Consider the following 25,614-nt stretch of genomic DNA (forward strand, 5'->3'; position numbering starts at 1 on the left):
CCTGGGGGTGGATCGCGGTCATGGGTGTCGACTCCCGCGCGCGCCGGAACTCATCGGTGCGCGGCGCACCGGGTGCGGAACGGGCGCTCTGCCCGTGGCGAATCTGCCGCGGGCAGAGATTTCCCCACCGGCCGGCCCGTCCCCCCGACAGTGGGTGACACGCGGTCACACGGGCCGCGTTCCGACCCCAGGAGCGCCGATGTCTCCACTCACCGCCGGCCCACGGCCGGCCATGCTGCCCCGGGCCGAGGAGGGCGACACCCCGCCGACCCGGTTCGACGACCATCTCGCCGCCCAGCTGCTCGCGCAACGGATCGTGCTGCTGGGCACGCAGGTCGACGAGGTCTCCGCGAACCGCGTCTGCGCACAGCTGCTGATCCTGTCCGCCGAGGACCCCCGCACCGACATCAGCCTGTGCATCAACAGCCCCGGTGGTTCGGTGCACGCCGGCCTGGCCATCTACGACACGATGCGGCTGATCCCCAACGACGTCTCCACGCTGGCGATGGGGTTCGCGGCCAGCATGGGCCAGTTCCTGCTCTGCGTCGGCACGCCGGGCAAGCGCTACGCCCTGCCGAACGCGCGGATCATGATGCACCAGCCGTCGGGCGGCATCGGCGGAACCACGGCCGACATCGAGATCCAGGCGGAGAACCTGGAGTTCACCAAGCACACCATCGAGCGGATCACCGCCGAGCACACCGGACAGACCCCGGAGACGATCTCCCGGGACGGCGACCGGGACCGCTGGTTCACGGCCGAGCAGGCGCGGGAGTACGGGATGGTCGACCGGGTGGTGGAGTCGCTGGACGACGTCCGCCCGGCCGCGACACGGCGCAGGATGGGGCTGCAGTGATGGGGACGTACACGATTCCGAACGTCGTCGAGCGCACGCCGCAGGGTGAGCGTTCGTACGACGTGTTCAGCCGGCTGCTGTCCGAGCGGATCATCTTCCTCGGGACCGAGATCGACGACGGTGTCGCCAACGTGGTCATCGCCCAGCTGCTCCATCTGGAGTCGGCGGCTCCGGAGAGCGAGATCGCCGTCTACATCAACTCCCCCGGCGGCTCGTTCACCTCGCTGATGGCGATCTACGACACGATGACGTTCGTGCAGGCGCCGATCTCGACGTTCTGCGTCGGGCAGGCGGCCTCCACGGCGGCCGTGCTGCTGGCGGGCGGGGACCCGGGGCGGCGGTTCGTGCTGGAGCACGCGCGCGTGCTGCTCGGTCAGCCGGCGTCGGGCGGGGCACGCGGAACGGCGTCCGACCTGTCGCTCCAGGCCAAGGAGATGGTGCGGATCCGCTCCCAGGTGGAGGAGGTGCTGGCCCGGCATACGCACCACGACGTGGCGACGCTGCGGGCGGACATGGACCGCGACAAGGTGTTCACCGCCGCGGAGGCCGTGGCCTACGGCCTGGCCGACGAGGTGCTGGCCCGGCGCCTGGCGCCTGTCTGAGGCGCCGGGCGGCGGGACGGGCGCGGTCAGGCGGCCAGGCAGAGTCCGTTGTGGGCGGAGCCGGACACGCCCCGGTTGGCGGGGGTGCGCCGGCTGGTGACGCGGACCAGTTCGCCGTGGGCCCGGTACAGCAGGTCGCCGAGGCCGAGGCCGAGCGCCTGGGCGGCGGCCGCGAGGACCTCCGAGGAGGCCTCCTTGCGGCCCCGCTCCACCTCCGACAGATACGGCATGGAGATCCGGGCCGCGTCGGCGACGTCCTTCAGCGTCCGTTCCTGGGCCAGCCGTTCCCTGCGCAGCACGTCGCCGACGAGGTCGCGCCACAGGGGCTCTCTGGGTGCGGGGGCCGGAGCCGGCGCGGCCGTGGGGGACGCATCGGGTCGCAGGGGAATGACGCGGGCGTGGTTCGGCGCTTGATGGGTCACCTTCTCAGCCTAGGAATTCCGGCCCGGAGGGGAAGGGAGCGGCGTTCCGCCCTGAGAGAAGGCGGCCCCACGGTCCGTTCGGGCTGCCCCGCGGACCGGGTCGGCGTACCCTCGGACACAGACATGACGACCTGTGCGCACCGGTTCACGGGGCTTCCTGAGAACCGGTGGGCATAGGTCCGTACGAGCTGGGTACTCGCGAGGCTCAGGCACGTGGCAGCCATGACGTTCGTGGGGAGAGGCAATGAAGACCGCCGTGATCCGGTCGCAGGCACAGGCAGTCGACGGGCCCACCGAGGCCGCGACGGGTGGCGGAGACCTGCGGGACGTGGCGGACCCGCGCGCCGTCGCACCCCGCGACGCCAGGGAGCTGTCCCGGCAGTTCTTCCGGCGCATGGCGGAACTCGAGGAGGGGACGCACGAGTACCAGTACGCGCGCAACACCCTCATCGAGATGAACATGTCCCTCGTACGGTTCGCGGCCGGGCGGTTCCGCGGCCGGGGCGACGACATGGACGACATCGTCCAGACCGGCATGGTCGGTCTGATCAAGGCGATCGACCGGTTCGAACTCTCGCGCGAGGTCGAGTTCACCTCCTTCGCGCTGCCGTACATCGTCGGTGAGATCAAGCGCTTCTTCCGTGACACCACGTGGGCCGTGCATGTGCCGCGCCGGCTGCAGGAACTGCGGGTCGAGCTCGCCAAGGCCCGCGAGGAGCTCGCCAGCCGGCTGGACCGGGAGCCGACGGTCGCCGAGCTGGCCACGCTGATGAACATCACCGAGCAGCAGGTCGTCGAGGGACAGATCGCCGCGAACGGGTACAACTCCTCGTCGCTGGACGCCGCGCTCACGGGTGACGGCCCGGAGAACGGCGAGGCGGTCCTCGCCGACTTCATCGGGGTCGAGGAGGAGGGACTGCGGCTCGTCGAGGACTTCCACGCGCTCGCACCGCTCATGGCCGAGCTCAGCGAGCGCGACCGGGAGATCATCCACCTGCGGTTCGTGGAGGAGGCGACCCAGGCGGAGATCGGTGAGCGCCTCGGCTGCTCCCAGATGCATGTGTCCCGCCTGATCAAGCGGATCATCGCCCGTCTGCGCGAGGGGATGCTGGGCGAACTCGGCTGCGCCTGACGGAGAGGGGCGCGGGTGCCGGGCCGGTCAGCCCGGGACGAGGCTCAGCACCGCGCGTACGCACTTGCCGACCGGCACCCGCTCCACGCCGACGTCCCGGGCCAGCGCCCGGACGATCTCCAGCCCGTGCCGCCCGACGCGCTCGGGGTCGCGGGGGAAGACGCGGGGCAGGGTGCCGCTGCTGTCGTACACCGCCACGGTGAGGGAGGTGTCGGTGCCCTCCAGCTCCAGGATGTACGGGCCCTCGCTGTGCCGGTCGGCGTTGGTGACCAGTTCGCTCACCACCAGCAGGACCGCGCCGTCGGCGCGCGCGTCGATGACGGCGCACCATTCGGTCCTGAGCTGCTCGAGGAATGCCGCGGCGAAGGCCCGCGCCTCGGCGATGCATCCCGGCTCGCCGGTGAAGTGTGCCGCGCGCCGCAGCGGCTCCACGGGCACGTCGAAACCAGTCGGTATCACTGCCCCGTCCAGGTGATAGGTCATGCGTGTTCTCTCTGCGAGGCCGGGTGGCCAAAACGATCTGCACCAGTCCTGGTACCCCGACTCCGGCGGCGCAGTCCCACCTGATCGGTGTCCGGTCCCGCGGGCGGGGAACCCGGATTCCGCGGGGCCGGGCGGAAGGGTGTGCCATGAACGGACTGACGGCGGTGCGGGCCCTCACGACGCTGCCGGTGGTGACGCTGGGCGGTGATGCCGTGGCCCATGTGAGGGACACGGTGTTCGACACGTCGGCCGGGCGGATCGCGAGCTTCACCCTCACCGGCCGGACCCTGCTGTCGGGGCCCCTGCCGCGGGACCTGCCCTGGCCCGCGGTGCACTGTCTGGGCCGGCACGCGGTCATGGTCCGCGACGCGGGCGCGCTGTGCGACCTGCCGCTGTCGGCGGCGCGCCGGGACGCCGCACGCGGGCGGCTGCTCGGGGCGCAGGTGCTGACCGACGACGGCGAGACGGTGGGCACGGTGCTCGACATCCTGGTCGAGGGCGGCACCAGTGGCCGGCTCGTCGCGTTCCGGCTCGCCGCGCACCGTGAGCTGGTGCACGGCTCCCGGCACCGCCGGCACCGGGTGTACGTCCCCCGGGGCGAGGCGGTGAGCCTCACGGGCCGGACCCTGGTGATCCCCGCTCACGCGCGGACGTACGTGACCGACGACCTGCCGGCCTTCGTGGCCCGTGCCGGCGCCGGCCACGACCGCGGGAGGGATGTGGCCCCATGATGCTGTTCTCACGGGTGCGCGGGCTGCCCGTACTGACCCCCGGCGACGCGGACCGGGTGGGCGAGGTACGAGGACTCACCGTGGACGGGGCCCCCTGGCGGGTCACCCATGTCCGGATCGGGCGCGGGCGGCTGCGCAAGGGGGCCGTGGTGGCGTGGAACTCCCTGCGCGCGGCAGGTCCGGACATGCTGGTCGTGCGCTCGGCCGGCGGCCCGCACGAGGTCCCGCCCCACCGCGAACTGCTGGGGAGCAGGGTGCTCACGGAGTGCGGCGAGGAGCGCGGCACGGTGCTCGACGCGGCGTTCGACCCCGTGACGGCGCGCATCGAGGCGGTGCTGACGACGCGCGGCGAGCTGCCGCCCGACCGTCTCCTGGGTCTCGGCGACCACGCCCTGGTGGTCCGCTCCGGCACCGCGCACCACCGGGTGTAGCACGACGCGTACGGACCTCCCGGCAGGCGGCGTCGGCGGGGTCTGCTTAGCGTGCACACGTGAGCGCACGCACGTCCTCCCGCCCCGCGGTCGCCCCGCACGGCTGGGTCCAGGCCCTGGTCACGGTCCTCGGCGCGCTGGTCGCCATGGCGGTCGTGGCGGCCCTCGGGCTCTGGGCGGCGGGCGCGACGGGCCTGCCGGGCGACGCCTTCCCCCAGGTGGTCGCGGCGACGCTGGTGACGGCCGTGGGCGGCACGGTGAAGCTCTCCGGGGACGCCGGCGGGCTGGCCGGAACGGAGGGCGGACTGGCGGTCATTCCGCTGTCCGTCACGCTCACCGGGGCGCTGGTCGTCGGCCTGTGCTTCCTGCGTCCGCTGCGTCGCCGGGCGGTCGCCGGGGCGCCCGAGCTGGCCGGGTGGGCCGCGCGGATCGCCGCACTGTGGCTGCTGGCGCTCCTCGGTCTGGGACTCGCCGCGCGGCACACCTTCGAGATCTCCCTCGGGGACGGTCCGCTCGGGGACCTGGGCGAGCTGTTCGGCATCCGGCCGGTGGCCGGCTTCGCCGCCGACGTGCCGCTCACCATGCTGATCGGCCTGGTCTGGCTGGCGGGGGTGCTCCTGGTGACGCTGCTGGTGTCCCGCGGTGCCCCGCTGCCCGCCGGGCTGCTGCGCTTCCAGGCTTCGGCGCGTCCCGCGGCGCAGGCGATGGTGCTGCTGCTGCTCGCCTCCGTCGTCATCTGTCTCGTCATCGCCCTGGTCGTCGCCGCCACCCGGGGCCACCCGGTCGAGACATTTGCCGTGGTGCTGCTCGGGCTGCCCAACGTGGCCTGGCTCGCGCTGACGCTCGGGCTCGGCGCCACCTGGGACGGCAGGGTGGAAGGCCCTTTCGGGCTGCCCATGCCGCAGGTGCTGGACGAGGTGCTGCGCACCCCGGAGGTGTCCGAGCTGAACCTCGGCACGCTGGTGGAGCACGACGGGGGCAGGTGGTGGTGGCTGCTGGTGGTGGACGCGGTGCTGCTGCTGGCCGTCGCCTTCGTGACGGCGGCCCTGTCCCCCGCGGACGTCCGGATCCTGCGGCACGCCGTGCACATGGGGGTGGCCCTGGCGCTGACGGTGCTGATGATCTGTCTGACGGCCCGGATCTCCGCACGCATCGGTCTGTCCGTGCTGGGCATCGGTGAGCTCGCCGAGGGGCTCTCCGGGGAGGTACTGCTCAATTCCCGGCTGCTGGGCGCCCTGGGGCTGGCCCTGCTGTGGGGGCTGGTCGCCGGGTTCGCCGGAGCGTGGGCCGCGCGGGCGGTGCGCCGGCGGGCCGGTCGGGCGGGCCGCTGACCCTGCCCCGGGCCGGTTCCGGTCAGGCGACCGGGACCCCGAGCACGCGGGCGGCGCGCTGCATCCGCAGGGCGTCCACGGATTCGGCCAGCAGTTCGTATTCGGTGGTGTCGTCGCCGGTGGCGACGCGCACCATCCGTCCGGCGGCGAGCGCCTCGGCCACCTCCTCCTGCCGGTCGACGTCTGCGCACCAGGCGCGCAGCACGGCGGATACGTCGGGCACGCCGTCCGGGACGGGGACGAGCGCGCCCGGCGGTAAGTGCTCGGCCTCGGGCCGCGGGTCGAGCCGCTCGGCGATCCAGGAGGCGCGGTCGCGCAGCCACCACAGGGCGAGCGCGAGGGTGGGCGCCCGGTAGGTGCCCAGGGGTACGCCGATGCGCCGGCCGTCGCAGATCCCGTACGCGGTGACATGGCACAGGAATTCGTCGTGCACGTTCCCTCCCCCGCTGCGTTGCGCGCCTGCCGGGACGGGCCGGCTGCCCGCCCCCGTGGGCTCGCATGCTGTGCGTGAGGGCGCCGTCGCGCGGTGTGAAGCGCTCTCGTTGTCGAGTATGTTCACCGCTGAAACACTGTCACCATGTGTTTCCGGCCAGTCTCCTGGCATATTCACGGGGGTGACTGGCCGAAACGGTACGGGCGTCGAGCGGCGGGCCGCATGACCTCGGACGCAGTCGGCCGGACCGGCGGGCACGAGCGGGGTGTGCGCACCGGGCGTCGCGGCAGGAGCCGGCGTCCGACCGGCCGGCCCGGCCTCCCGGCGCGCTCACCGTGAGCACGTACGCCCGTGCCGATGCTGCCGTCGCCCGCGGCCCCGACCTGCACGCGGGGAGCGTGACCGGGCCACGCCACCACCCACCCCGCACGGGATGAACGAGTGGGCCGCGCGGCCACCCGCACGACGCCGGGAGCCGGCGCCTTGCCGTGTACGGCTTGTGGACCGGACGCCCACGGGGGCGTGATCCCGGTCCACCGGGCGGACTACCGCTTCGCCACCGCGTCGATGCGCTTCAGCTCGTCCTCGGTGAAGTCGAGGTTGCGGGTGGCGGCCACGCTGTCCTGAAGCTGCTGCGGGCTGCTGGCGCCGACCAGGGCGGAGGTGAGACGGCCGCCGCGCAGCACCCAGGACAGCGCCATCTGCGCCAGGGTCTGTCCCCGGGAGGCGGCGATCTCGTTGAGCGTGCGCAGCCGGCCCACCAGCTCCCCGGTGACGGCGTCGGTGTTCAGGAAGGGGCTGTCGCCCGCCGCCCGGGAGTCCTCGGGGATGCCGTCGAGATAGCGGCCGGTGAGCAGGCCCTGCTCCAGCGGGGAGTAGGCGATCGAGCCGACCTGGAGCTCGTCGAGGGCGTCCATCAGGCCCTGGTCCTCCGGGCGGCGGTCGAGCATCGAGTAGCGGGGCTGGTTGATCAGCAGCGGCGTGCCCAGCTCGCCGAGGATGCGGGCGGCCTCGCGGGTCTGCTCGGCGGAGTAGTTGGACACGCCGACGTACAGCGCCTTGCCCTGCTGGACGGCCGTGTGCAGGGCGCCCATCGTCTCCTCCAGGGGAGTCTCCGGGTCGAAGCGGTGCGAGTAGAAGATGTCGACGTACTCCAGGCCCATCCGGTTCAGGCTCTGGTCCAGCGAGGACAGCAGGGACTTGCGCGAGCCCCATTCGCCGTACGGGCCCGGCCACATCAGGTAGCCGGCCTTGGTGGAGATCACCAGCTCGTCGCGGTACCGCGCGAAGTCCGTCCGCAGTGCCTCGCCGAAGGCGCTCTCGGCCGCTCCGGGCGGCGGCCCGTAGTTGTTGGCCAGGTCGAAGTGGGTGATGCCCAGATCGAAGGCTCGGCGCAGGATGGCGCGCTGGGTCTCGGCCGGACGGTCGGGTCCGAAGTTGTGCCACAGGCCGAGCGAGAGCGCGGGGAGCTTCAGGCCGCTGCGTCCGGTGCGCCGGTAGGGCATGTCCGCGTAACGGTCGGGGTGTGCGGTGTACAACGCGACTCCAGAGGGGTTGGCACACGTCTTGGCGGTTCCGTCGAACCGCTGCTCCACTCTGTCGTGACCTGCGGGCAGTGGTCCAACAGAAGAATCCGATGGAATTCAGCGGATACGCTTCTCAATCATGGAACTGCGTCACCTCCAGCACTTCGTGGCCGTCGCCGAGGACCAGCACTTCACCCGCGCGGCGGAACGGCTGATGGTCTCCCAGTCGGGGCTGTCCGCGTCGATCCGCGCGCTCGAGCGCGAGCTGCAGACGCCGCTGTTCGTACGGACGACGCGCAGGGTGACGCTCACCGAGGCCGGGCGGGCGCTGCTGGCGGAGGCCGAGCGGATCCTGGCGCAGGTGCGGGCGGCGCACGAGGCGGTGGCCGCGGTGCAGGGTGTGCTGCGCGGCACGCTGGCGCTGGGCACGGAGCAGTGCATCGCGGGGGTGAACGTGGCGGAGCTGCTCGCCGCGTTCCGCCGGCTCCACCCGGACGTGGAGATCCGGCTGCGCCAGTGGGGCTCGGCCGCGCTGGCCGAGGAGGTCGCGGCGGGCCGGCTGGACCTCGCCTTCGCCTACCGGACCGAGGCCGATCCCGAGCACCTGCGCTGCGTGCCGCTGACCGGCGAGCCGATGACCGTGCTGTGCCATCCGGATCACCGTCTGGCGCGGGACGGGGTGCCCCTCACGCCGCACGACCTGGCCGACGAGGTCTTCGTCGACTTCCACCCCGACTGGGGCCCGCGCCGTGCCACCGACGCCGCCTTCGCTGCGGCGGGGGTGCGGCGCACGGTGGCGCTGGAGGTGAACGACGTGCACAGCCTGCTCGACCTGGTCGACGAGGACCTGGGCATCGCCGTGGTCCCGCGGCACTTCCGGCACAAGCGCCCGGGGCTCACCGCGCTGCGGCTGAAGGGCACGGGTGAGGCGGCGTACGAGACGGTCGCCCTGGTGCCGGCTCCGCGGGCGACCAGTCCGGCGGCGCGGGCCCTGATGGCCCTGCTGGACGACGGGGGCGCGTGAGGCGCGCGGATGCGCGAGGGTGGACCCATGCATGCCAAGGACATCCTCATCGACGGCTTCGGCCGCATCCGGGAAGAAGTCCACGCCGCCGTCGAGGGCCTCGGCCCCGACGAGCTCGCCGCCCGGCCCGGCCCGGGGGCGAACTCGGTCGCGTGGCTGGTCTGGCACCTCACCCGGATCCAGGACGACCATGTCGCGGACGCCTTCGGTCTCGACCAGGTGTGGCTCTCCGACGGCTGGGAGAAGCGCCTCGGGCTCGGTCTGCCGCGCCACGACACCGGGTACGGCCACACCTCGGCGAAGGTCGCCAAGGTGCGGGTCGACTCCGGTGACCTGCTGACCGGCTACCACGACGCGGTGCACGAGCAGACCCTCGGCGCCCTGCGCACGCTGGCCGCCAAGGATCTTGAGCGGGTCGTCGACGAGGGCTGGGACCCTCCGGTGACGCTGGGGGTACGGCTGGTCAGCGTCCTGTCCGACGATCTTCAGCACGTCGGACAGGCGGCCTATGTGCGCGGGCTGGTCCGGAGCGCCGCTTCGTAGCCGGGCAGCACCACGTCACGGAGGAGGGCGGTCCGCTCGTCGAAGGGCAGGAAGGCGCTCTTCACCGCGTTCACCGTGACCGCGCGCAGATCCTCGACCGTCCACCCGGCCTGCTCGACCAGCAGGGACATCTCCCGGGTCATGGTGGTGCCCGAGACGAGGCGGTTGTCGGTGTTGAGGGTGACGCGGAAGCCGAGGTTCTTCAGCGCGGTGATCGGGTGATCGGCGATCGAGACCGCCGCCCCGGTCTGGAGGTTGGACGTGGGGCACATCTCCAGCGCGATCCGGCGGTCGCGGACCCAGCCGGCCAGCCGGCCGAGCTTGCCCGCCGCGAGGTCGGGGATGTCCTCGGTGATGCGCACGCCGTGCCCGATCCGCTGGGCTCCGCAGACCTGGAGGGCCTGGTGGATGCTGGGCAGTCCGTGGGCCTCGCCGGCGTGGATGGTGAACGGCACGCTCTCGCGTCGCAGGTGCTCGAAGGCGGCGAGGTGGTCCGCGGCCGGGAAGCCGTCCTCGGCGCCGGCGATGTCGAAGCCGACGACTCCGGCGTCGCGGAAGGCGACGGCCAGGTCGGCGGCCTCGCGGACGCGGTCGAACATGCGCATGCCGCAGAGCAGGGTGCCGACCCGGACCGGCGTCCCGGCGGCGGCCGCCTTGGCCATACCGGCGGCAAGCCCCTCCTGGACGGTCTCCACGACCTCGCGCATCGTCAGCCCGCCCCGGGTGTTCAGCTCGGGGGCGTAGCGCACCTCGCCGTAGACGACGCCGTCGGCGGCGAGATCGAGCACGTACTCCTCGGCGGTGCGCAGCAGGCCCTCGCGGGTCTGCATCACGGCGAGGGTGTGCTCGAAGGTGGCTATGTAGCGGACCAGGTCCCCGGAGTTCGCGGCCTCGACGTACCAGGCGGCGAGCTCCTCGGGATCGGTGGTGGGCAGGGGGTGGCCGACCGCCTCCGCGAGCTCCACGACGGTGGCGGGGCGCAGACCGCCGTCGAGGTGGTCGTGCAGGACGGCCTTGGGCAGGCGGCGGATCAGTTCGGCGTCTACGCGCGTAGCGTTCATGCGGGCCTTCCTTGGGCGGGCGGTGCGACAAGCGGTGGAGAAGTCAGGCGGCGGGCTGGAGCAGGTCCCAGCGATTGCCGTACAGGTCCTGGAAGACGGCGACCGAGCCGTAGGGCTCGTGACGCGGCTCCTCCAGGAAGGTCACGCCGGCGGCGGCCATGCGCGCGTGGTCGCGGGCGAAGTCGTCGGTGTGCAGGAAGAAACCCACACGCCCGCCGGTCTGGTCGCCGACCCTGGCCCGCTGGGCGTCCCCCTTGGCGCGGGCCAGCAGCAGTCCCGCGCCGGTGTGCCCGGCGTCCGGTTCGACGACGACCCAGCGGCCGCCGTCCGGCCGGGGAGCGTCCTCGGCGAGACGGAAGCCGAGAGCCTCGGTGTAGAACCGGATCGCCTCGTCGTAGTCGTCGACGACGAGGGTGACCAGGGGAATGCGTCTCATCGTGACCTCTCGCGTATGGGTTGACCGGAGAGGTTATACGTAAAACGCCGTGGGCGCCACTCCCCTCCCCGGGCGGTCGCCCCGGGGAGGGGACCGACCGGCCGGCTACGGATAGGTGTAGGTGTTGAGGTCGGCGACGGCGGCCGCGGGGTTGCCGAGGTCGTAGCGGTCCACGGCGAGGTAGTTGGGCTTCTTGCGGGCGGCCGGCTGGCAGAACCGGCGGGCGCGGTCGGCGAGCTTGGAGTTGTCCGTACCGGCCGTGGCGGCGATCGCCGCGTCCCGGAAGTGGTTCATGACGAACAGGGGCCGGAAGCCCGGCTCGGTGCGGGTCAGCGGAATGTTGGTGCCCGCGTCGTACCAGCGGCTGTAGCAGGACCAGTCGGAGGCGCCCAGGCCCGGACCCATGGACCAGTGGTTCTCGACGGTCCACTCGCGCTGGTACATCACGCCGAAGGTGTCCCGGGTCAGCCCGACGGCCTGGTCGGCGGTGCGGCTGTGGTCGGAGAGGATCAGCAGCCGCCGGCCCGCGGCGGTCAGCTCCGCCAGGGTCGGCCAGCCGTTCTCGCGGACGCCGGTGCGGTCCGGCCGGTACAGCACGTCCGACAGCCCCTGGACGCGGGCGAGCTCGGCACGCAGGACGCCCGGGTCGACGTAGTCCTCCAGGAAGACGGTGACGAACTGGTCGGGGCGGGCGCGCAGGAAGTCGACGATCCGCTGGAGGTCGACCCACAGGGCGACCGGCCTGCGGACGAGGGTGCAGCTGTTGTGGCAGAGGATCGCGCCGTCCGGTGTCTGATGGATGTCGAGCATGAAGCCCCGGACCCCGTCGGCGAGTTGGCGCTCGATGCCGCGGTTCTGGTTGGGGAAGAGGTCGATGAAGGGCGGGGCGAAGCCGCCGTCGACACCGTTGGCGTAGGCGTTGTGCGCGGTGAGGAAGGTGACCTGGTCCAGGGTGCGCCGGCTCTCGGGCGGCATGGGGCGGGTGACCGGGCCGACCGGGGTGAGGTACCAGCCGGCGAGGTCGCCGGTGCCGGGGCCGACGGCGAGCGGGGCGGGGTGGTTGGCGCCGGAGGGCTTGGGGGCGACGCTGAGGCGGCGGTCCGTGCCGGGGACGGTGAGGGTGAACCGGTCGGCGCCTGCGGAGGCGATCTCCCAGCGCGCCTCGGGGCCGTCGCAGGCGACGGTCCGGGCGAGGTCGCCGGCGCGTCCGAGGCAGGTACCGGGGCGGTCGGCGCTCTCCAGGGTGCCGTCGGCGCTCAGGTTCCACTGCTGGTGGTCCTCGTTGCCGCGGGGTCTGTGCTGTTCGACCGCTCCCGCGCTGTCGGCGGCGTTCAGCCCGGTCACCGCGCTCTGCACGTAGTACGCGCCGGGCGGCGGGACCGCGTCGGCGACCGCGGCGGACACGGTGGGCGCCGGCGCCAGGACCGTCGCGGCCAGCGCGGCGGCGGAGGCGGTCGCGGCGAACAGGGCGTGGGGGGTGCGCATGTCGGATGCCCTTTCGTCCGGGTACGGCCGGGCGCGCGAGGTGCGCGCCCGGCCGTGCGGATGGTCAGGGGCATGACACCACGGAGGACGTCAGCAGTACAGGTTCCCGCCGGGTGCCGTATCGAGGATCTGGGCGAACTGCTGGTACTTGGTCACCCTGCTCTGCACCTGCGCCGGGTTCTTGCCGTCGCACTCCACCCAGCCGTTGATGGCGCGGATCGTGTGGCCGAACCCGGCCTGGTTGACCATGGCGCTGTGCGAGGTCATCGACCCGGGACCCCGTTGGGTGTTCCAGTACCACAGGGCGGTCTTCCAGGCGACGGCGGAGTCGTTCTGCACCAGCCAGGGGTTGTTCAGCAGATCGATGCCGAGCGCGTCGCCCGCCGCCTTGTAGTTGTAGTTCCAGCTCAGCTGGATCGGGCCGCGCCCGTAGTAGGCGGCCTGTCCGGCCGGGCACCCGAACGGCTGCCCGTAGTCGCAGTAGTGCGGGTAGTTGGCGGTGTTCTGCTCCACGATGTGCACCAGACCACCGGTCTCGTGGTGGACGTTGGCGAGGAAGGCGGCGGCCTCCTGCTTCCTGACCGCGTCGCTGCCGGTGTTGGCGAAGCCCGGGTAGGCGCTCAGGGCGGCGGTCAGCCCCCGGTAGCTGTAGAAGGCGTTCCGGCCCGGGAACATCTGGTTGAACTGCGCCTCACTCACGACGAAGTTCCCGACGGGCGTCCCGGGGCCGTTGTCACAGGCGTAGGGCTCCCAGTACCAGGTGCTGATGACCGGGTCGTACCCCGGGTTGGCGTGCTCGGCGATGTACGCCTTGCCGTCGGTGTAACGCACGATGTCACCGGCGTTGTACGACCGTCCGGCCACCCAGTTGGGATAGCTGGAGCAGGCGGCGGCGGAGGCGGTCGCGGCGGGGAGCAGCACGGGGGCACTGCCGGCGAGGACCAGGGCGGCGGTCACGGCGGCGATGCGGCGTCTCGACAAGGGATCAACTCCTTTGCGGGACACGGCCGCTCCCGGGCGAGGACATGCCTGAGCGGGGCCTCGCGAGCGCGCGCCGGCGGGGCCGGTCACGGCGGTGGGGGCGGCCGTGGCGGGGGGTGTGGAGCACACTCAAGCGCTTTGGTCTGTACCAGTCAAGGGTTTAGACCAGTCATCACGACAGACCGGTTGACCGGATTCCGCTCCTGGCTCTACACATAAAGGCGAGATAAGCGCAAAATAAGACTTACGCGGCTCTTACCGCATACCGCACCAGACGCGGTCCAGCTAGTCGAAGGAGACGACTCATGGCCAACGTCTCGCACCCGCGCGGTGACCTCTCGAGCCATCCCGACGCACCGGAAATGCGGGCACGGTACGACCGTGTGCTCGGCGGTCGCGATGTGGCACTCGTGGACGGGCCGGTGTTCCTGCTCGGCCTCTACTGTGCGGTGTCCCCGTGGATCCTCCACTACACGACGAGCCAGCCCGCTCTCGTGCCCCACAACCTGATCGTGGGCATCGCGATCGGCCTGCTCGCCCTGGGATTCACCGCGGCCCCGGCCCGTATGTACGGCCTCAGCGGAGCCATGTGCGCCCTGGGCATATGGATGATCATCTCTCCGTGGATCGTCGGTGACGGCCCCGACGCCGGTGTGATCTGGAACAACATCGTCATCGGCGCCCTCACCCTCGCACTCGGCACGGTCTGTCTCGCCACCGCGGCCAGGAGCGGGCCCAGGGCGTAGACGGCCACGAAAGGAGCCGAGCGCCGGCCCGCGTCGACCGCGGGCCGGCCCTTTCACGTCCGGGCCGGACTGTCCCCCCGGCGAGGGGGCAGACGCACAGCAGCGGGGAACACGAGGAAAAGGGGCGAGATGGAGATCGACGGCATCATCAGTGCCATCCTCATCGGCATTGTCATCGGCGTTCTGGGCCGGCTCGTGATCCCGGGACGCCAGCGCATCGGCATCCTGTGGACGATCCTCGTCGGCATCGTCGCCGCACTGATCGGCTCGGCGCTCGCCGCGGCCTTCGGGGTGGCCGACACCAAAGGCGTCGACTGGGTGGAGTGGCTGATCCAGATCGGCCTCGCCGCGCTGGGGGTGGCCGCGCTGGACCGCACGAAGGCCGGCCGCTGACGGCCGTCGACGGCTCGCGTCAGAGCGTGGCCAGCCACTGCTCGTACCAGGTCACCGTGGCGTCCACGGTGGCCTCGAGCGGTGTCGGCGCCACACCGAAGGCCCGCTCGAACGCCGAGGAGTCCACGATCTGCGGCTCGACGTTCTGGTAGAACATCTCGGCGTACTCCGCCATGAACACCTCGTCGAACGGCCCGAAGGCGCGCGCCTCCTCGAGGATCACCACGTTCAGCGGACGGCCGGTCCGCTTCTCGATCATGGTGTGGATCTCGCGGGTGCTGACGGCGGGTGCGGTGGGCAGGTGCCAGGCCCGGCCGTCACCCCCGGGACGCTCGCCGAGCGTGACCAGGCCGGCGGCCACGTCCCTGATGTCGGTGTAGCTGTGCGGCAGATCGATGTCGCCGATGCCCAGCACCTCGCCGCCCGTGAGCGCACCCGGGAACACGGCGCCGCCCAGGGTGGAGTTGAGCACGCCCGGACCGACGAAGTCGGCCGAGCGGCCGAGGACCACCCGGGCGCGGCCCTCACGGTGTGCGGCGAGATAGCGCTCGTCCAGAGCGGCCCGCATCCGTCCCTTGCGGGTCGTCGCCCGCCACGGGGTGTCCTCGGTCATCACCGCCCCGCCGGTCTCGCCGTACGGGTAGAGGGTGTCGAGGACGACCAGCCGGGCGCCGGTGGCCTCGACGGCCGAGAGCACCGCCTCCTGTATCCCGGGCATCACCTCGACCTGCAGGTGATAGGCGACGTTGACGCAGTGATACACGACGGCCGCGCCGTCGACGGCCGCCCGCGCCCCCTCGGTGGTGCCGACATCGGCGGCGAACCGGCGGACGCCCTCGAGACCGGGCCCCTCTCCCCTGCGGTCGACGAGGCGGACGGGATGCCCGCGGCGGACGAGTTCACGGGCCACGGAGGTCCCGGCGGGACCGGATCCGAGCACGACGTGCAGGGAGCGGGAGTCGGACGGGATGGGGGGCATGACGGCCTCCTCGGCAGGGGACGCGACCGGTCGCTTATCAACCATCGCAACTGTTAGATACTCTAACTCGAGGGAATACCATTAGCAAGAGCGGGGCGAAGCCGCGGCAGAGGCGCGCTGCGGCGCGCGGAAGCAGGCCGTCTCGGCCGGAAAGGGGCTGCCGCGCCCTACCTCGTGGGCGCGTACACGTACGGAGTGGTCGTGGTGAGGGCGGCGAAGCCGAGGCGTTCGAGGATCGGACGGCTCCGGTCGGAGGCGTCGACCTGGAGGTGGCGGTGGCCGCGGTCCGCGGCCACCCGGGCCCGGTAGATGCCGCGTCCGCGCCAGTCCCGTACGGTGCCGCCGCACCACAGCCCGGCGAACCGGGCGCCCGGCACCAGTTCCACGCGGGCCGCGCTCACCGGCTCCCCGCCTGCCAGGGCAAGGACCGCGACGACGGTGTCCGGAGCGGACCGGACGACGCCGTTCCAGCCGTGCGCGGGTGCCGTCCGGCGCACCACCGCGCCCACGTCTCGACGCGGGCGCCGGGGCCGTCGGGCCGCGCCCCCTCGCGCATGTCACGGTGGAACAGGGCGAGTACGGTGGCGTGGTCCCTGCGCACGAGTCGACCGTGGGCCGATGCGGGAGGCAACGGGATGAGGGTTGCTGTCGATCACGCCGTCACGAGGAGGCCGGACCATGGTCGTGAAGGATGACGAACTGCCGTACCTGCGGCGCTGTGTGGAGCTGGCGGCCGAGGCCCTGGAGTCCGGCGACGAGCCGTTCGGTTCGGTCCTGGTGGACGGCGACGGCACGGTGCTCGCCGAGGACCGCAACCGGGTGGCCTCCGGAGACCGCACCCGCCATCCCGAGTTCGAGCTGGCACGCTGGTCGGCGGCGCACATGTCGCCCGCCGAACGGGCGGCGGCCACGGTGTACACGTCCGGGGAGCACTGCCCGATGTGCGCCGCCGCCCACGCCTGGGTGGGCCTCGGACGGATCGTGTACGTCGCCTCCTCCGAGCAGCTGGCGTCCTGGCTGTCGGAGCTGGGGGTGCCCGCCCCGCCCGTGCGGACGCTGCCCGTCGCGGAGATCGCCCCGGGCGTCGCCGTGGCCGGACCCGTCCCCCGACTCGCCGAGGAGGTCAGGGAGCTGCACCGGCGTTTCCACCGCGGAGGCGGCTGACCCGCGTGCTCCCGCCACGCTGGTGCGGGTGGCGGGACCACGCGGGCCTGATCATTTCCTCGGGGACGTCAGCCGTCCGTCCGCGGTCGTGCGCGGCGGTACAGGGCCACACCGCCGAGGAAGAGCGCGGCGCCGGTCGCCAGGACCGGCAGCGTCCGGTCGGCGCCCGTCTCGGCGAGGGCGGCGTCGTCCCGCGGGGCCGCGTGCGGCGCCGGATCGGGGAGGGTTCGCGGCGGCGTGGACGGCTCGGGCGCCGGTTCCGCCGGGCGGTCGGGGCGTTCGCCGGAGGTGCTCGTGGACGTGTTGTCCGTCGACGCGTTGCCGGCGCCGACCACGTTCACGCTGTTCCCGCTGACGTTGACCGGGAGGTCCACCGGCAGCTGCACCCCGTTGCCGGACACCACGCCCGGGGAGTTCTGCGTTCCGCTCGCGGCGGCCGCGCCGGCTGCGGAGTCCGCGGCGCCGTGCTCCTCGCCCGCGTCCTCGTTGACACAGGTGTTGCCCGCGGCGGGGTTGAGCAGGCCCACCACGTTCACCGTGTTCCCGCACACGTTCACCGGGAGGTGCACCGGGAGCTGGACGGTGTTTCCGGACACCGCTCCGGGTGAACCGGCCGCGACGCCGTCCGCCCCGGCGTCGGCGTGCGCCGGCATCGCCATGGCCATCGCGCCCGACGCGGCGGCGACGGCGATCACACCGTTTCGGGTAACCCGTCTCATAGGTTCCCTGCCCTTCCAGACTTGGTCACGAGCGCTCGCCCGCACCGGAGAGAACGCGGCTGCGGCATCCGGGTTATGGCTCATCCGTATGCCGCAGCCGGTTCACCCCATCGGGGGTACCGTCGCTCGAACCGCGGGCAAAGGCCGTCGAACTCACGGCGGACGTACTCACGGCCCGGCCCGCCCGCGGTCCGCCGTTCGGCCGACGGGCGGGTGCACCGGGGCCCGCCTATGGTGGGCGAGGGCGCCGGTCGGGGCGTCCCTGGAGGCATCGATGCTGGCCAAGCTGTCCAAGCGACCCTGGAGCCGGAGCTGCGCGGTGCGCCCTTCGGTCCGGCGCTGCGCGGCCGCCGGGGCGGTCGGGCTGGCCGTGCTGGGCACCGGACTCGCGGCCACCGGCCGCACCGAGCCGGACCTCGACCGGTTCTACGACCAGAAGATCACATGGTCGGCCTGCGAGGGTTTGGAGCTGCCGAAGGACATGCAGTGCGGGACGGTCACCGTGCCCCTCGACTACACGCGGCCCGAGGAGGGCACGCTCGAACTGGCCCTCGCCCGCTACCGGGCCACCGACGACCCCCGGGGCTCGGTGGTGCTGAACTTCGGCGGCCCGGGCGGTTCCGGGGTACTGGGACTCGCCCAAGGCCGCAAGGACTTCCTGGGCCTGACGGACGACTACGACGTGGTCTCCTTCGACCCGCGCGGTGTCGGCCTCTCGTCACCGGTCAGCTGCGGTACCGACGCCACCAGCCGGGCGCTGGAGGCGACCGACGGGGAGGAGCTGGCCGATCCGCGCGAGGTGCTGCGGCAGTTGCGCGAGGTGGCCGCCGAGTGCACCGAGCACTCGGGCCCCGTCCTGGAGCACATGGGAACGGTGGACGTCGCCCGGGACCTCGATGTGATGCGCCAGGCGCTCGGTGACGAGAAGCTCAACTACCTGGGGTTCTCCTACGGAACCCGGCTCGGCGCGGTGTACGCGGCCCGGTTCCCGGAGAAGGTGGGGCGCATGGCGCTGGACGGTGTGGACACGCTGACGGAGCCGCTGGCCGAGCAGGGGCTGGCGAGCACGCGGGGGCAGCAGACCGCGCTGGAGAACTTCCTGACGTGGTGCACCAAGGAACTCGCCTGCCCGTTCGGGCAGGACGCCCGCGACGCCCGCAAGCAGGTCGTGGAGCTGGTCCACTCGCTCGACGAGAACCCGGTGCCGACCGACTTCGGTTACGAGTTCACCGGTCAGGACCTGGCCGGCGCCATCGCACAAGGCCTCTACAGCAAGGAGATGTGGCCGCTGCTGCAACACGCGCTCGCCCAGCTGATCGAGGACGGGGACACCAGCGGGGTGGAGGAACTGGCGACCGGCGGGGCGGCACCGGCCGCGCCGCGGCGGGCCGACGACCCCGTGGCCGACCCCGAGGACGTACCGCCGGACAACCTGCCGGCCGCGCTGATGGCGGTGAACTGCGCGGACGACCCTGACCGTCCGGACGCCGAGCGGCTGACCCGGGACCTGGACCGGCTGCGGTCCGCGTACGAGGATGCCTCGCCCGTCTTCGGCCCCTACCGGCTCGCCCAGGTGGTGCTCTGCTACGGCCGGCCCAAGGGCACCGACTACATCCGGGAGAAGGTCAGGGACCTCGACACACCGAAGATGCTGCTGGTCGGCACCCGGGGCGACCCGGCCACGCCGTACCGCTGGACGGTGCAGACGGCCGAGCGGATCGGCTCCGCGGCCGTGGTGCTGGACAACCGGAACGAGGGCCACACCGGCTACGGCTCGTCCGAGTGCGTCCACCGCAAGGTCGACGACTTCCTGCTGTACGGCTCCCTGCCGCCGAACGGCAGTTCCTGCGGCCCCGAGGACGACGACCGCCTCTGACCGGCTACCCGGACGCCACGAACCCGTACTCCGCGCCCCCGTCCCCGCCCCGGGAACGGCGCAGCCTTCTCGCCGCCTGCCCCGCGTCGGGCACGGAGACGGCCAGCCGGACGTAGGGCACCGGGTGCCACAGGTCCACGAGCACCGTCGGCACTCCCGCGCGCACGGCCACGAAGTCCCGTCCGAGCGGATGCTCGCGCTCCCCCACGCAGAACCGGCCCGGCCGGCAGCGTCCGGTGACGGGCGCGCCGCGCATCGCGCGCCACCAGTCGGGTTCCACGCCCGTCGCCCGCACCTCGGACAGGGGCACGCGCACCGTGTGTCTGCGCGCCAGGAGCGCCTCCCACCACGACAGGCGGACGACGAGGGTCCGCGCGTCCGCCGCCCCTTCCACGTCCAGGTGCGCCATCGGGGGTCACCTCCCCCACCAGCGTGCACCCGCGACCGGCCCGGCCCCACTCGCACGCCGGGGCCTTTGCCCCAAATGCCGTACCGCGGAATCCGCCCTATGGTGCTGTCATGGAGCACGATCTGAGTCCCGCGGCCCTTGCCGAGCTTCGTCGCCCGCGCCCCTACCCCGCGGTGTCCGTGCTGACGCCGACGCACCGGGGCCAGCCCTTCAACAACCCGGACGCGGTCCGGCTGCGCACCATGGTGGCCGAGGCCAAGAGGCGTCTGGAGGCCGATCCCGCGGTCACCCGGGACCGGCGCGCCGACGTTTCCCGGCAGCTCGATCAGGCCCTTTCGGAGGTCGATCTGACGCACACCGAGGACGGTCTGGCCATCTTCGCCGCCCCGGGCGAGCACCAGGTGTGGTCCCTCGCCCGCAGCGTGCCCGAGCGTGTCGTCGTCTCGGACACCTTCCTGACCCGCAACCTCGTCTCCGCCCACACGGCGGAGCGGCCGTTCTGGGTGCTGTCCGTGGCAGCCGACCGGGTCACCCTGTGGAGCGGCGGGGTGGACCGGGTCGTCGAGGAACGTGCCGGACGCTTCCCGCTGACCCGTGAGGAGCGGAACTTCGACCCGGAGCGGCAGGAGAGGGTCGGCGACCAGCCGAGCAACTTCCGGGACGAGGACACCCGGCGGTTCCTGCGCGAGGCCGACACGGCGATGACCGCGCTGCTGCGCCATCACCCGCGACCGCTGTACGTCACCGGTGAGCCCGCCGCCCTGTCCCTGCTGTGCGAGACCGGAACCGTGACCGGGGACGCCGTGCACATCCCGCACGGCGGGCTGGCGCACGGCACGCACGAGGCGGTGTGGCAGGCGGTGCGGCCGGTGCTCGAGGACGAGGCGCGCAAGGGCACGCAGGACGTGGCCCGGTCCCTGGAATCGGCCCGGGGGCGCAAGGAGTTCGCGGCCGGCGTGGACGAACTGTGGCAGAGCGCCCGGGAGGGCCGGGTCCGGCTGCTGGCCGTCGAGGAGAACTACCGGATCACGGTGCGGGACGCCGGTGATCATCTGATCATCGCCGACGACGGTGACCTGGACGCCCGCGAGGACATCGTGGACGAGATCGTCGAGCAGTGCCTGGAGACCGGCGCCGAGGTCCGCTTCGTTCCGGACGGCACGCTCGCCGACGCGGACGGGATGGCGGCGGTGCTGCGCTACTGAGCGCACGGCCTGCCCTCGGCATGTCCCGCGAACAAACACCCGACCGTCGAACACCTGACTGAGTGGCGCCTCGCCTGCCGACGGGGCGTCATATCACTTGCGTATCATGGGAGTTGACGCGTCGATCGCACCTCTGGCGTATATCCCCGGGTAACCCCGTGAAGACGGTGGCATATGCCATGGGCACCGCCTTATCGTGTGTTGCCGAATCCCTTACAGGCCGTCGCGGGCTGTGCGACAGTCGTAGCGGTCTCTCCGTCCGCCTGAAGGCCGTACCGTCCCCGCATCGGAGTGCGTCATGCCGTCCCACCTCTCCGCGGACCGTCCAGCCGCCCAGCCGCCAGGACGCGGCCCGGTCGACGCGCTCATCTCGCAGACCCGGCGGCTCAAGGGCGACGTCGACGCGGTACGCCGTGACACCCCGGACGACGGAACGGACCCGCGGGAACGCTGGCGGCGCGCGTTGTACGACCTGGCGCTGCATCACCTCGACGACCTGGACCGGCATCTGGCGGAGCTGCGGGACGACCCGCTGTCCACGCCCGGCCCGTCCGGCGCGGACGCCGCCGGCCGGCCCGTACCGCGGCACGCCCTGCTCGACCGGGTCGGCAGCGCGGAGTGGAACCTGCTCACCGACGAGGTGAGCTGGTCCGCCGAGCTGTACCGGATCCTGGGCCGCGATCCGGCGACTCCACCGCTCACCCTCGACGAACTGCCGTCGCTGGTGCTGGACGAGGACCGGCCCGGACTGACCGCGATGGTCACCGGCTGTCTGGTCGATGCCCGGCCCATCGACGGGGAGTTCCGCGTGCTGCGCCCGGACGACGGCGTACGCACCGTGCACATGATGGGCGAACCGGTCCTCGGTGCCGACGGCAGCACCGTCTCGATGTGGGCGGTGCTGCGCGACGTCAGCGAACTGCGCCGCTGCCGGCGGACGGTGAGCGAGACCCGTGACTCGCTGCACCACCAGCGGCATGCCGCCGCGCGGACCGAGCACCGGCTCGCGGTCGAGCTGCAGGAAGCCGTGCTGCCACCGTGGCGCGGCTCCCTGCGGCTCCCGCACGACGGGCCCCGCGCCCTGGACATCGCCGCGGCCCATCTGCCGTCGTCGGCGCACGCACCGGTCGGCGGCGACTGGTACGACGCCCTGGAGCTGTCCGACGGCACCACGCTGCTGAGCGCCGGCGACCTCGCCGGCCGCGGGGTCGGGGCGGCGTCCGGCATGGCGATGCTGCTCGGCGCCGTCCGCGGCATGGCCATGACCGGCACCGAACCCGGCCCGCTGCTCGCCTGTCTGAACCGGTTGCTGGACGCCACCGCGCAGCCGGCCCTGGGCAGCGCCGTCTGCCTGCGCTACCGGCCCACGACCCGCTCACTGGTGTGGGCGCAGGCCGGACACCCCGCCCCGCTGCTGTTCCGCGGCGGGGCGGGACGGGCGCTGGACGCGCCGCCGGGTGTGCTGCTCGGCGCCGCCTCCGGTTCCTCCTACGGACAGGCCGAGGAGACCCTCGAGGCCGGCGATCTGGTGCTGCTGCACACCGACGGACTGGTGCCCGGGCACGCCGGAGCCACCGCGGTCCACCGGCTCCTCGGCCTCGCCCCCGGTTTCGCCAAAGCCCGCACCGCGCACGACTGTGTCCGGGCGGTGGTACGGGAGTTCGGCGAGGGCGAGCGGGAGGACCACGCCTGCGTGCTGGTGGCCCGGGTCGCCTCCTGACGGCTCCCGCGGAACCGGGCCTCACGCCTGGGCGCTGCCGCCCTTGCCCCTGGGCCGGGGCAGCGCCAGTTCGATCTCCTCCCTGAGCTCCCGGATCCTCGGGTACGACGCGTACTCGGCCGTGAGCCGGTACATCTGACGCAGCCGGTCCCAGGTGCGGCGCGAGGAGTTCTGCCCCATCGACACCAGGGCGAGGCGGGCGAACCGGTCCGCCTGCTCGGGATCGTCCGCGATGAAGCACGCGGAGGCCATGGACAGGAAGTCGAAGATCTTCGACCGCTGCTGTGCGTCCACCCGCAGGGCCAGCGCCTTGTCCGCGTAGTGCTGGGCGTGCGCGGCCGCGTCCGGCTCGAACTCCGCGAGCGTCCGGTACGCCAGGGCCTGCATGCCGTACAGGTCCGCCTCGTTGAACAACTGCATCCAGTTCGGCGGCGGCACGTCCCCCTTGTCGGAGACGAACAGGTCCTCGGCACGGCCCAGGGTGCGGCGCATCGCCTGCCCCTTGCCCATGGACGCCTGCGCCCACGCCTCGATGGTGTGGAACATGGCGCGGGTGCGCGGCAGGACCTCCTCGCCCGAGCCGGACTGGGCGAGCTTCATCAGGTCCATCGCCTCGTCGGGCCGTCCGAGGTGCACCATCTGGCGGGCCGCCCGGGACAGCGCCTCGCCGGCGCGCGGCCGGTCGCCGCCCTCCCGGGCCGCGTGGGCGGCGATGACGAAGTACTTCTGGGCGGTGGGTTCCATCCCGACGTCGTGCGACATCCAGCCGGCGAGGACGGCGAGGTTGGCGGCGACGCCCCACAGGCGCCGCTGGAGATGGGGTGGGTGGTGGTAGGCGAGCATGCCGCCCACCTCGTTGAGCTGGCCGACCACCGCCTTGCGCTGGAGACCGCCGCCCCGGGCGGCGTCCCAGGCACGGAACACCTCCACGGAGCGCTCCAGTTCCTCGATCTCCTGCGACCCGATGGGGGCGGCCTCGTAGCGGTCGAACCCGGCGGGTTCGGCGCGCAGGGGCTGGTCGAGTCGGGGAGCGTCGGCGGTCAGGGCCGGATCGGTGTGCAGCCAGTCGTGCATGGCGCTGCTGAGTGCGGATCCCGCGGTGAGCGCGGCACCCGCGCCCACCAAGCCGCGTCGGTTGAGCATGAGGTCCATTCCCGTGAATTCGGTGAGGACCTCGGCTGTCCGCTCGGGCGCCCACGGCACTCCGTCGGGATGTTCCGCACTCCCGGGGCGTGGCCGTTTCCCCGTACGCCCGTGCCGGACCAGACCGAGATCCTCGATGGTCACGACACGGCCGAGACGCTCGGTGAACAGAGCCGCCAGCACCCGCGGCACGGGATCGCGCGGGATCTCTCCCATGTCGATCCACCGCCGCACCCGGGAGGTGTCGGTCGCCAGCTGGGGGTGGCCCATGGCCGCCGCCTGCCGGTTGACCAGCCTCGCGAGTTCGCCCTTGGACCAGCCGGCCAGGCCGAACAGGTCCGAGAGCCGGGTGTTGGGTTGTCCGCTCACGTCAAGCCCCCAGGTTCTCGGCTGAGTTGACAGTAGCCCGGTGCGGGTTGCCGGGCGACTATTCGCCAGGGTTCGCCAGGGTGCGCCAGATGGTGTGCCAGGGGCCGTCGGGTGTCGAGTAGGAACGCGCCACCACGACCCCGTCGCCGCAGGGACATTCCCCCAGGGTGCGCCGGGCGGCCGGGCCGGGTGGTGCGATGACGTCGCAGGCACACGAAGGGATCTGTATCACCCATGTACGCAGCATCGTCCTCCGTGTCCGCCCCGCCCCGGCCGCTGCGTCCGCGTCCGTCGGACAGCGGCCCCTACCTCTCCCCCGCGCGGCCGGCGGCCCCCGTGCTCGGCGCGGGCGGCGCACGGCGCACCGCGGGACCGGGCACCCAGCCGCTCAGCGGAAGGCTCGACCTGTCCGGCCCGCAGGGCGCCCAGTTGCGCACGGCGATCGCCTCGGTGCACCGCATCTGCCCGGAGTTCGCCCCCGTCCAGGTGCTCCGCCGCACCGGCCGGTCCGTCCTCCTGGTCGGCACCACAGGCCGGAACACCGCGGTCGCCAAGTGCTTACTGGACCACTCCCCCGCCTGGAGCGAGCGGATCCGCCACGAAATAGCGGCCTACCGCTCGTTCGTCCGGCACCGCCCTCCCGTACGGGCGCCCCGGCTGATCGCAGCGGATCCGGACAACTGCACACTGGTGATCGAGCGGTTGCCGGGCCGGGTGGCGGCGCTGCAGCGGCACCCGGCCGAGGCACCGCCGCGGGCGGACATCAGGGCGGCGCTCGGCGCGATCTGCCGGCTGAACTCCTGGCGGCCGCCGGCCGGGACGTTCGACGCGCCCCTGGACTACGCGGCCCGTATCTCCCGGTACCACGAGCTGGGGCTGCTCACCGACCGCGACCTCGGCGATCTGCAGAAGCTGCTGCACGGCATCGCGCTGGCGACCGGGCGCCAGGGCATGGGCCAGTTCTGCCACGGCGACGCGCTGCTCTCCAACATCCTGATCTCACCGGCCGGTCCGGTGCTGGTGGACTGGGAGCACGCGGGCTGGTACCTGCCGGGCTACGACCTGGCGACGCTGTGGTCGGTCCTCGGGGACGCGCCGGTGGCCCGCCGCCAGATCAGCCAGATCGCCCAGTCGGCGGGTCCCGCCTCGCGGGACGCGTTCCTGGTCAATCTGATGCTGGTGCTGACCCGGGAGATCCGCACCTGTGAGACGGCCGTGCAGCGCTCGATGCACGAGGCGGTACCGGTGCCGGCGGGGCATCCGGGGGCGGCGCCGTCAGGTGAGGAGCAGCGGCTGCTGCTGCGGCGGCTGCACGACGACTGCCAGTTGGCCCGCAGGGCGGTACGGGCGGCGGTGGGGACGCGTTGACGTGCGCGACTGCCCGCAACTGAGGGCAGTCGTGCCCCCAGCGCCT

27 protein-coding genes and 1 pseudogene are annotated in these 25,614 nt (G+C 72.7%); 15 read left to right on the forward strand and 13 right to left on the reverse strand.

Going from position 1 to position 25,614, the window contains the following annotated elements:
* Positions 1 to 199: 199 nt before the first annotated feature.
* Both ACZ44S_RS17670 and ACZ44S_RS17675 read left to right on the forward strand, forming a co-directional pair.
* Positions 200 to 856 carry an ATP-dependent Clp protease proteolytic subunit gene (locus tag ACZ44S_RS17670; RefSeq protein ID WP_466929854.1) on the forward strand — a complete coding sequence of 219 codons (657 nt, stop codon included), beginning with the start codon at positions 200 to 202 and terminating at the stop codon, positions 854 to 856.
* A complete protein-coding gene (locus ACZ44S_RS17675; RefSeq protein ID WP_190163336.1) occupies positions 856 to 1,458 on the forward strand; it encodes a ClpP family protease in 603 nt (200 codons plus the stop codon). Before ACZ44S_RS17670 ends, ACZ44S_RS17675 begins: the two co-directional genes overlap by 1 nt.
* Before the next feature lie 26 nt (positions 1,459 to 1,484).
* On the opposite strand, the gene ACZ44S_RS17680 is transcribed toward ACZ44S_RS17675, so the two are convergent.
* A complete protein-coding gene (locus ACZ44S_RS17680; protein ID WP_466929857.1) occupies positions 1,485 to 1,880 on the reverse strand; it encodes a helix-turn-helix domain-containing protein in 396 nt (131 codons plus the stop codon).
* Positions 1,881 to 2,124: 244 nt separating this feature from the next.
* Between ACZ44S_RS17680 and ACZ44S_RS17685 the strand changes: the two genes are divergently transcribed.
* On the forward strand, positions 2,125 to 3,012 hold the full coding sequence (locus ACZ44S_RS17685) for an RNA polymerase sigma factor SigF (protein ID WP_466929859.1): 888 nt from the start codon (positions 2,125 to 2,127) through the stop codon (positions 3,010 to 3,012).
* Between the two features lie 27 nt (positions 3,013 to 3,039).
* On the opposite strand, the gene ACZ44S_RS17690 is transcribed toward ACZ44S_RS17685, so the two are convergent.
* A complete protein-coding gene (locus ACZ44S_RS17690) occupies positions 3,040 to 3,495 on the reverse strand; it encodes an ATP-binding protein (protein WP_466929862.1) in 456 nt (151 codons plus the stop codon).
* Between the two features lie 146 nt (positions 3,496 to 3,641).
* Between ACZ44S_RS17690 and ACZ44S_RS17695 the strand changes: the two genes are divergently transcribed.
* From ACZ44S_RS17695 to ACZ44S_RS17705, 3 genes are read left to right on the forward strand one after another with little or no spacing between them, the layout of a single operon-like run.
* The gene (locus ACZ44S_RS17695) at positions 3,642 to 4,226 is read left to right on the forward strand and encodes a PRC-barrel domain-containing protein (RefSeq protein ID WP_466929864.1); all 585 of its coding nucleotides are present in this window, start codon (positions 3,642 to 3,644) and stop codon (positions 4,224 to 4,226) included.
* Positions 4,223 to 4,657 carry a PRC-barrel domain-containing protein gene (locus ACZ44S_RS17700; RefSeq protein ID WP_466929865.1) on the forward strand — a complete coding sequence of 145 codons (435 nt, stop codon included), beginning with the start codon at positions 4,223 to 4,225 and terminating at the stop codon, positions 4,655 to 4,657. Before ACZ44S_RS17695 ends, ACZ44S_RS17700 begins: the two co-directional genes overlap by 4 nt.
* A gap of 59 nt (positions 4,658 to 4,716) precedes the next feature.
* Complete coding sequence (locus ACZ44S_RS17705) at positions 4,717 to 5,988, forward strand: streptophobe family protein (protein ID WP_466929868.1); 1,272 nt, start codon at positions 4,717 to 4,719, stop codon at positions 5,986 to 5,988.
* Positions 5,989 to 6,010: 22 nt separating this feature from the next.
* Here ACZ44S_RS17705 and ACZ44S_RS17710 read toward each other — a convergent pair whose 3' ends face one another.
* Positions 6,011 to 6,421, reverse strand: a complete 411-nt coding sequence (locus ACZ44S_RS17710) for a hypothetical protein (RefSeq protein WP_466929871.1) — start codon at positions 6,419 to 6,421, stop codon at positions 6,011 to 6,013.
* Positions 6,422 to 6,966: 545 nt separating this feature from the next.
* A complete protein-coding gene (gene mgrA, locus ACZ44S_RS17715) occupies positions 6,967 to 7,959 on the reverse strand; it encodes an L-glyceraldehyde 3-phosphate reductase (protein ID WP_466929873.1) in 993 nt (330 codons plus the stop codon).
* 127 nt (positions 7,960 to 8,086) lie between these two features.
* Between mgrA and ACZ44S_RS17720 the strand changes: the two genes are divergently transcribed.
* Together ACZ44S_RS17720 and ACZ44S_RS17725 are read left to right on the forward strand one after the other, a co-directional pair.
* Positions 8,087 to 8,971, forward strand: coding sequence for a LysR family transcriptional regulator (locus ACZ44S_RS17720; RefSeq protein WP_466929876.1), 885 nt, complete (start codon positions 8,087 to 8,089; stop codon positions 8,969 to 8,971).
* Positions 8,972 to 8,998: 27 nt separating this feature from the next.
* A complete protein-coding gene (locus tag ACZ44S_RS17725; protein WP_466929878.1) occupies positions 8,999 to 9,514 on the forward strand; it encodes a mycothiol transferase in 516 nt (171 codons plus the stop codon).
* Here ACZ44S_RS17725 and ACZ44S_RS17730 read toward each other — a convergent pair.
* The 4 genes from ACZ44S_RS17730 to ACZ44S_RS17745 form a co-directional block, all read right to left on the reverse strand.
* Entirely contained in the window at positions 9,478 to 10,575 is a 1,098-nt protein-coding gene (locus ACZ44S_RS17730; RefSeq protein ID WP_466929880.1) for an adenosine deaminase, read from the reverse strand. The genes ACZ44S_RS17725 and ACZ44S_RS17730 overlap by 37 nt on opposite strands.
* Positions 10,576 to 10,618: 43 nt before the next feature.
* On the reverse strand, positions 10,619 to 11,011 hold the full coding sequence (locus tag ACZ44S_RS17735) for a VOC family protein (protein ID WP_466929882.1): 393 nt from the start codon (positions 11,009 to 11,011) through the stop codon (positions 10,619 to 10,621).
* A 105-nt stretch (positions 11,012 to 11,116) separates the two neighbouring features.
* Positions 11,117 to 12,496 carry a phospholipase gene (locus ACZ44S_RS17740; RefSeq protein ID WP_466929885.1) on the reverse strand — a complete coding sequence of 460 codons (1,380 nt, stop codon included), beginning with the start codon at positions 12,494 to 12,496 and terminating at the stop codon, positions 11,117 to 11,119.
* A 90-nt stretch (positions 12,497 to 12,586) separates the two neighbouring features.
* Positions 12,587 to 13,477, reverse strand: coding sequence for a glycoside hydrolase family 19 protein (locus ACZ44S_RS17745; RefSeq protein ID WP_466929888.1), 891 nt, complete (start codon positions 13,475 to 13,477; stop codon positions 12,587 to 12,589).
* 305 nt (positions 13,478 to 13,782) lie between these two features.
* Between ACZ44S_RS17745 and ACZ44S_RS17750 the strand changes: the two genes are divergently transcribed.
* Together ACZ44S_RS17750 and ACZ44S_RS17755 are read left to right on the forward strand one after the other, a co-directional pair.
* Positions 13,783 to 14,223: an SPW repeat protein gene (locus ACZ44S_RS17750; RefSeq protein ID WP_466929891.1), complete on the forward strand. Its 441-nt coding sequence runs from the start codon at positions 13,783 to 13,785 to the stop codon at positions 14,221 to 14,223.
* Between the two features lie 129 nt (positions 14,224 to 14,352).
* A complete protein-coding gene (locus tag ACZ44S_RS17755; RefSeq protein ID WP_466929893.1) occupies positions 14,353 to 14,616 on the forward strand; it encodes a GlsB/YeaQ/YmgE family stress response membrane protein in 264 nt (87 codons plus the stop codon).
* 19 nt (positions 14,617 to 14,635) lie between these two features.
* Here the strand turns inward: ACZ44S_RS17755 and ACZ44S_RS17760 are convergent, their stop codons facing one another.
* Together ACZ44S_RS17760 and ACZ44S_RS17765 are read right to left on the reverse strand one after the other, a co-directional pair.
* Entirely contained in the window at positions 14,636 to 15,595 is a 960-nt protein-coding gene (locus ACZ44S_RS17760) for an NAD-dependent epimerase/dehydratase family protein (RefSeq protein WP_466929896.1), read from the reverse strand.
* 167 nt (positions 15,596 to 15,762) lie between these two features.
* A pseudogene (locus tag ACZ44S_RS17765) lies at positions 15,763 to 16,151 on the reverse strand (hypothetical protein).
* A gap of 122 nt (positions 16,152 to 16,273) precedes the next feature.
* On the opposite strand from ACZ44S_RS17765, the gene ACZ44S_RS17770 reads away from it, so the two are divergent.
* Positions 16,274 to 16,759: a nucleoside deaminase gene (locus ACZ44S_RS17770; RefSeq protein WP_466929899.1), complete on the forward strand. Its 486-nt coding sequence runs from the start codon at positions 16,274 to 16,276 to the stop codon at positions 16,757 to 16,759.
* Positions 16,760 to 16,827: 68 nt separating this feature from the next.
* On the opposite strand, the gene ACZ44S_RS17775 is transcribed toward ACZ44S_RS17770, so the two are convergent.
* On the reverse strand, positions 16,828 to 17,454 hold the full coding sequence (locus ACZ44S_RS17775) for a chaplin (RefSeq protein WP_466929900.1): 627 nt from the start codon (positions 17,452 to 17,454) through the stop codon (positions 16,828 to 16,830).
* Positions 17,455 to 17,752: 298 nt separating this feature from the next.
* Here ACZ44S_RS17775 and ACZ44S_RS17780 point away from each other — a divergent pair, with 298 nt between their 5' ends.
* The gene (locus ACZ44S_RS17780) at positions 17,753 to 19,354 is read left to right on the forward strand and encodes an alpha/beta hydrolase (RefSeq protein ID WP_466929902.1); all 1,602 of its coding nucleotides are present in this window, start codon (positions 17,753 to 17,755) and stop codon (positions 19,352 to 19,354) included.
* Positions 19,355 to 19,358: 4 nt separating this feature from the next.
* On the opposite strand, the gene ACZ44S_RS17785 is transcribed toward ACZ44S_RS17780, so the two are convergent.
* Positions 19,359 to 19,763, reverse strand: coding sequence for a hypothetical protein (locus tag ACZ44S_RS17785; RefSeq protein ID WP_466929904.1), 405 nt, complete (start codon positions 19,761 to 19,763; stop codon positions 19,359 to 19,361).
* Positions 19,764 to 19,873: 110 nt separating this feature from the next.
* Between ACZ44S_RS17785 and ACZ44S_RS17790 the strand changes: the two genes are divergently transcribed.
* Positions 19,874 to 20,968, forward strand: coding sequence for a baeRF3 domain-containing protein (locus tag ACZ44S_RS17790; protein WP_466929907.1), 1,095 nt, complete (start codon positions 19,874 to 19,876; stop codon positions 20,966 to 20,968).
* Positions 20,969 to 21,266: 298 nt separating this feature from the next.
* Entirely contained in the window at positions 21,267 to 22,688 is a 1,422-nt protein-coding gene (locus tag ACZ44S_RS17795) for a PP2C family protein-serine/threonine phosphatase (protein ID WP_466929910.1), read from the forward strand.
* A 21-nt stretch (positions 22,689 to 22,709) separates the two neighbouring features.
* Here ACZ44S_RS17795 and ACZ44S_RS17800 read toward each other — a convergent pair whose 3' ends face one another.
* Positions 22,710 to 24,200, reverse strand: a complete 1,491-nt coding sequence (locus tag ACZ44S_RS17800; RefSeq protein WP_466929913.1) for a DNA-binding protein NsdB — start codon at positions 24,198 to 24,200, stop codon at positions 22,710 to 22,712.
* A 234-nt stretch (positions 24,201 to 24,434) separates the two neighbouring features.
* Between ACZ44S_RS17800 and ACZ44S_RS17805 the strand changes: the two genes are divergently transcribed.
* Positions 24,435 to 25,568: an aminoglycoside phosphotransferase family protein gene (locus ACZ44S_RS17805; protein WP_466929916.1), complete on the forward strand. Its 1,134-nt coding sequence runs from the start codon at positions 24,435 to 24,437 to the stop codon at positions 25,566 to 25,568.
* The last annotated feature ends 46 nt before the right edge of the window (positions 25,569 to 25,614 follow it).

This window comes from Streptomyces malachitofuscus, from assembly GCF_055571035.1.